The 5,482-nt window shown below is 71.9% G+C and carries 6 protein-coding genes and 1 pseudogene; 2 read left to right on the top strand and 5 right to left on the bottom strand.

Annotated elements, in window-relative coordinates; translation table 11 throughout:
- Positions 1 to 304: transposase (locus tag IF89_RS0134190; protein WP_030776538.1), on the bottom strand; the 304-nt coding region annotated here is incomplete at its 3' end.
- A gap of 62 nt (positions 305 to 366) precedes the next feature.
- Positions 367 to 615: pseudogene (locus tag IF89_RS0134185) on the bottom strand (hypothetical protein); the annotation flags it as partial.
- Between the two features lie 157 nt (positions 616 to 772).
- On the opposite strand from IF89_RS0134185, the gene IF89_RS0134180 reads away from it, so the two are divergent.
- The gene (locus IF89_RS0134180; protein WP_078628730.1) at positions 773 to 1,075 is read left to right on the top strand and encodes a hypothetical protein; all 303 of its coding nucleotides are present in this window, start codon (positions 773 to 775) and stop codon (positions 1,073 to 1,075) included.
- A gap of 156 nt (positions 1,076 to 1,231) precedes the next feature.
- On the opposite strand, the gene IF89_RS0134175 is transcribed toward IF89_RS0134180, so the two are convergent.
- The 3 genes from IF89_RS0134175 to IF89_RS0134165 form a co-directional block, all read right to left on the bottom strand.
- Positions 1,232 to 2,314: a prenyltransferase gene (locus IF89_RS0134175; RefSeq protein ID WP_030776528.1), complete on the bottom strand. Its 1,083-nt coding sequence runs from the start codon at positions 2,312 to 2,314 to the stop codon at positions 1,232 to 1,234.
- On the bottom strand, positions 2,311 to 3,045 hold the full coding sequence (locus tag IF89_RS0134170; protein ID WP_030776526.1) for a class I SAM-dependent methyltransferase: 735 nt from the start codon (positions 3,043 to 3,045) through the stop codon (positions 2,311 to 2,313). The genes IF89_RS0134175 and IF89_RS0134170 overlap by 4 nt, the downstream gene beginning before the upstream one ends.
- Before the next feature lie 64 nt (positions 3,046 to 3,109).
- The gene (locus tag IF89_RS0134165) at positions 3,110 to 4,429 is read right to left on the bottom strand and encodes a glycosyltransferase family 4 protein (protein WP_030776522.1); all 1,320 of its coding nucleotides are present in this window, start codon (positions 4,427 to 4,429) and stop codon (positions 3,110 to 3,112) included.
- A gap of 250 nt (positions 4,430 to 4,679) precedes the next feature.
- Here IF89_RS0134165 and IF89_RS0134160 point away from each other — a divergent pair, with 250 nt between their 5' ends.
- Positions 4,680 to 5,303 carry a TetR family transcriptional regulator gene (locus tag IF89_RS0134160; RefSeq protein WP_030776519.1) on the top strand — a complete coding sequence of 208 codons (624 nt, stop codon included), beginning with the start codon at positions 4,680 to 4,682 and terminating at the stop codon, positions 5,301 to 5,303.
- Positions 5,304 to 5,482: the final 179 nt, after the last annotated feature.

The raw sequence follows: 5,482 nt of genomic DNA, 5'->3' as shown, positions 1-5,482 counted from the left end.
TGAAACCGGTGTCGTCGATGATCAGCACGCCGCCCGGCCCGAGCCGTTCGGCAACATGGTCCCGCACGTCGTCACGGACCGCGTCTGCATCCCAGACGCTCGAGTCCAGCAACCTCTGAAACCCATCCGGAGTCCGGTGACCTGCGTATTCGGCCAGCTGCCAGCCGTTTTTCCGGGCCACCGGCGCCAGCAGGGCCCGCAGATAGTCCCGCATCCTCCACCGCAGATCCGCTCGGGCGAACCGGCCCGCCACCCGTGCGAACACCGACTCCAACTCCGCAGCCCACACCTGGGCCTCAACCATCCCCACCATGACCTGACAACGACAACCACCAGTTCACGACACGATCCGCTGCTGGAGTACTAGTACGTCGCACCCGCCGCGAGGCCGGCGTTCGCGACGAAACGCGTCTTGGCGAACTTCTGCTTCTCCGCCGACGTGGTCGGCGACGGCGTGGCCGCGGCCTGCTCGTCGGCCTCCACCGCCGCCGGCTCGGCGGCGGCCAGCGCGGCCAGCTCGCCCATCGAGGCGGCGGACAGCTCCTCGCGCGGACTGCCGCCGCCACCGCTTCCGCAGGCGGTGGCACCGGCGAGCAGCGCGGTCGACAGGACCACCGCCGTGAGGGCGCGACGGAATCGGACGGTCGTGGGTACGGACACGGTTTCCTCCGGGGACTCAGGCGTCCCCCGCAGCCTCACCCCGCCGCGGCGGGCCCGCCACCGGGCGGACCCGTTCGGGTTTGCGACGCGCCCGGGCGGCAACACGCGCAGCATGACCTCACACACGCGAGTACGCACCCGAGGAAGCAGTCAGGCAGGCCGGGCCGTCGCTCTGGTGGCGGACGTGCTTGCCTTCGTGATCGTCCTGTGGATCCTGCTCTGGTTCCTGGATGCCAACCAGAACAACGAACTCGTCAACTTCATCCACGACACCGCGAGTTGGCTGGCGGGCTGGTCCTACGACCTGTTCACCTTCAGCCGTGAATGGGTCCAGGTCGTCGTCGGCTACGGCCTGGCCGCGGTCGTCTACGTCCTGGTCGGCCACGCCATAGCCGGCTGGCTCTACCGCCGCTGACGCGGCGTGACCCGTGCAGCAACGGGGCCCTTCCCCGCCGGTCGGCGGAGGGGGCCCCGTTCGTTCGTCTGCGCCCAGGACGCGCGGCGGTGCGGGTGCGCGGCCGTGCGGGTGCGTGGCCGTGCGGGTGGGCGACCGTGCGGGTGCGTGCCGGGCTCAGCCGCAGCAGTCCGGCTCCAGTCCGGCGGGGAGCGAAGCCCCGCCGAACACCTGCGTGGTGGCCTCGTCCCCGCCCAGCGCCGCGACGGCCAGCAGCAGCGACCCGGCGGTCCACGTCGTCTGCTCCACCGGCCACACGGCGTCGTCCTGGAAGACGTACCCCGTCCAGTACATGCCGTTGTCCGCACGCAGGTGGCCGATCGAGCGCAGGATCTCCAGCGCCCGGTCCGACTCCCCCGTCGCCCAGAGCGCGAGCGCCAGCTCGCAGGACTCGCCGCCGGTCACCCACGGGTTGGGCAGCACGCAGCGCACCCCCAGGTCCGGGACGACGAACTCGTCCCAGCGCGCCTCGATCCGCGCCTGCGCCTCGGCGCCCGTCAGCGCGCCCCCGAGGACCGGGTAGTACCAGTCCATCGAGTAGTGGCCCTTGTCCAGGAACCGCTCGGGGTGACGGCGGATCGCATGCCGCAGCGCACCCGCGGCCAGCTCCCAGTCCGGCTGCGGCTCCTCGCGGTGCTCGGCGATCGCCAGCGCGCAGCGCAGCGCCTGGTGGATGGACGACGACCCCGTCAGCAGCGCGTCGGTGACGGCCGTGCCGTCCGCCTCCCGCTTCCAGCCGATCTCGCCGCCCGGCTGCTGGAGCGACAGGACGCATTCGACGGCCGCGTAGACGGACGGCCACATCCGGTCGAGGAAGGTGTCGTCGCCGGTGGACAGGTAGTGGTGCCACACGCCGACGGCTATGTACGCGGTGAAGTTGCTCTCCCGGCTCGCGTCCTGCGGCTCCGCGGTGTCCACGCCGTCCGGCCGGTCGGCGTAGGCCGCGTACCAGGAACCGTCCCGGTTCTGGTGTCGGGCCAGCCACGCGTACGCCCGCTCGGCGGCCGCGTGCTCCCCGGCCGCGTCCAGCGCCATCGCCGCCTCCGTGTGGTCCCACGGGTCGAGGTGGTGGCCGCGGAACCACGGGATCGCACCGTCGGCGCGCTGCACCGCGAGGATCCCCGCGACCGTCTCGGCCGCCTGCTCGGCGGTCAGCACCCCGTCCAGGACGAGGTGCTCCGTACGCCCGGGCGAGCTCACTGGGTCGCGCCGACGGGGAGGTGGGGCTTGGTCGCGTACGCCACGAAGCTCTTGCCGATGAGCGGGTTCAGGGCCTGCTCCGCGAGCCGCGTCGCCAGCGGCTTCTTCATGATGTCCCAGACCAGGAGCTTGTGGTACGCCTTCACCGGCAGCGCCTTGTCGTTGTCCACGCCGAAGGCGCACTTGAGCCACCAGTACGGGGAGTGCAGCCCGTGCGCGTGGTGCGTGCCGTACGGCTTGAGGCCGGCGGCCCGCATCTTGCCCAGCAGCTCGTCCGCCTTGTAGATGCGGATGTGACCGCCCTCGACCTCGTGGTAGGCGTCCGACAGCGCCCAGCAGATCTTCTCCGGGCCGTAACGCGGCACGGTCACCGCGATGCGGCCGCCGGGCTTGAGGACGCGGACCATCTCCGCGAGCACGCCCTTGTCGTCGGGAATGTGCTCCATCACCTCGGAGATGATGACGACGTCGAAGGACTCGTCGGGGAAGGGCAGCGCCAGCGCGTCGCCCTCCATCGCGGTGGCGGTGGCGCCGACCGGGGCCTCACCGGCCTCCTTCATCGCGGCGAACCACTTGGCGACCTCGCGGATCTCCTCGCCGTTGCGGTCGACGGCGACCACCTGGGCGCCTCTCCGGTAGCACTCGAAGGCGTGCCGGCCTGCGCCGCAGCCAAGGTCGAGTACGCGGTCGCCTGCGGCGAGCGGGAACCGGGAGAAATCGACGGTCAGCACGGGGTCCTGCCTTCGCGGTCGCGGGGGTGTACGGGGGTGGGGACGGTGGGGACGAGGCGGACGGTCACCGCGCGCGGCGGGCGCGGGCGGCTCGGGCCTGCTCGATGGCGGCGCGGTAGTGCGCGGCGGTTCCCCGGGCGGCCGCGGCCCAGGTGAAACGGGTCAGGACCCGTTCGCGTCCGGCCGCGCCCACACGGGCCCGCAGCTGCGGATCGCCGAGCATCCGGGCCAGTGCGGCCGCCAGGGCGCCGGCGTCGCCGGGCGGCACGGCCAGGCAGGTCTCCCCGTCGGTGCCGGTCACCTCGGGGATGGCCCCGCCCGTCGTGGCGACGAGCGGGGTGCCCGTGGCCATGGCCTCGGCCGCCGGGAGCGAGAAGCCCTCGTACAGCGACGGCACGCAGGCGACCTGCGCGCTGCGCACCAGGTCGACGAGCTCGGCGTCGGTGATGCCCTTGACGAAGCGGACGGCGTCCTGGAGGCCGTACGTCTCGATGGCGCGGGCCACGGGCCCCTGCTCGGCGCGCTTGCCGACCACGACGAGGTGGGCGTCGGGCTGCTCGGTACGCAGCTTCGCGAGCGCCTCGACGAGGAACACCAGGCCCTTGAGCGGGACGTCGGCGCTGGAGGTGGTCACGATGCGGCCCGGCACCTCGGCCACGGACGCGTCGGGCGACCACAGGTCGGTGTCGGCGCCGATGTGCACGACGTGGATGCGCTCGTCCTGGACGCCGAGGTGGTCGGCGATCTCCTGCTGGGAGGATCCGGAGACGGTGAGCACGGACGGCAGCCGGCGGGCCACCCGGCCCTGCATGCGGGTGAAGGCGTACCAGCGGCGCACGGAGGCGCGCTTGACGCGGCCCTGCGCGGCGTCGAGGTCGAGCTTGCGGTCGACGGTGATGGGGTGGTGGATCGTCGTCACCAGCGGTGCGCCGAGGTCACCGAGCAGTCCGTAGCCGAGGGTCTGGTTGTCGTGGATGACGTCGAACTCCCCGGCCCGCGCCCGCAGGTGGCGCCGGGCGCGCAGGGAGAAGGTGAGCGGCTCGGGGAAGCCGCCGGTCCACATCGTCGCGACCTCGAGGGCGTCGATCCAGTCCCGGTACTCGTCGCGCTTCGGCGTACGGAAGGGGTCGGGGCTGCGGTACAGGTCCAGGCTCGGCAGCTCGGTGAGCGTGGCCCCCGTGTCGAGCACCGGGTAGGGCTGCGCGCCGATGACCTCGACGGAGTGCCCGAGGCGGACCAGTTCGCGCGAGAGGTGCCGGACGTAGACGCCCTGACCGCCGCAGAACGGGTTCCCCTTGTAGGTGAGGAGGGCGATGCGCAGCGGACGCTCGCCGTCGTCGGCGGCACCCGCGAAAGGGCTCGTCACCACGGCCTCAGCGGTCACACTCGGCCCCCTTCTCGCTGCACTTTCGCCGGAGCGTAACCGCTCGGATAATGTAGAACAAGTTTCAGACTTGATCCGTCCGAGAGCATTGAATCTACCGGCCGGAAACCACACCGTAAGAGGTGGAGCAGGTGATTCGCGCCACGACCGCGGCGCCTGCGATGCTGGCTGCGGGTCAGCCCGGAGGACGTCCGGAGACAGCCCGGAGACAGTCCGCGAACAGCCCGCGCAACGACACGGAACGGGACACATGACAGCGGAAGTGAAGGCCGTCACCTCACCGGCGTCGCCTCCCCTGACGGAGCGCCAGGAGGCGCGCCGCCGTCGGATCCTGCACGCGAGTGCCCAGCTGGCCAGCCGGGGCGGCTTCGACGCCGTCCAGATGCGCGAGGTCGCGGAGGCGGCCGGCGTGGCGCTGGGCACGCTCTACCGCTACTTCCCGTCCAAGGTGCACCTGCTGGTCGCCACCATGCAGGACCAGCTGCAGCACATGCACACGACGCTGCGCAAGCGTCCGCCCGCCGGGGACGAGCCGGCCGCCAGGGTCGCGGAGACCCTGATGCGCGCCTTCCGCGCGCTCCAGCGGGAGCCGCAGCTGGCCGACGCCATGGTGCGGGCGCTGACCTTCGCGGACCGGAGCGTGAGCCCCGAGGTCGACACCGTGTCCCGGCTGACCACGGCGATCATCCTGGACGCCATGGGCCTGGAGCAGCCGCCGACGGCGCAGCAGCTGTCGGCGGTCCGCGTCATCGAGCACACCTGGCACTCGGCGCTGATCACGTGGCTGTCGGGCCGCGCATCGATCGCCCAAGTCAAGATCGACATCGAAACGGTCTGCCGCCTGATCGACCTGACGTCCCCGGAAAAGTCCTGAACCGAGCGCTGCCGGGCGGTGGGTCGGGGGCTTCGGGTGGCGGGCTTCGATGAAGCGGTGTGGGGGTGGGTCTGGGGGGGTCCCGTCAGTCCCATCGTCCTTCCGTGCCGGGTCGGTCCGTCAAGGGCGCTCCCTTCGGTCGCGTCGCTTCGCGATGGAGCTTCGCTCCACCCTTGACC

It is taken from the genome of Streptomyces sp. NRRL F-2664 (assembly GCF_000719345.1).
GTDB lineage: Bacteria > Actinomycetota > Actinomycetes > Streptomycetales > Streptomycetaceae > Streptomyces.
The sequence above is the reverse complement of the archived record's forward strand: the minus strand, read 5'-3'. Positions and strand labels throughout refer to the sequence as shown.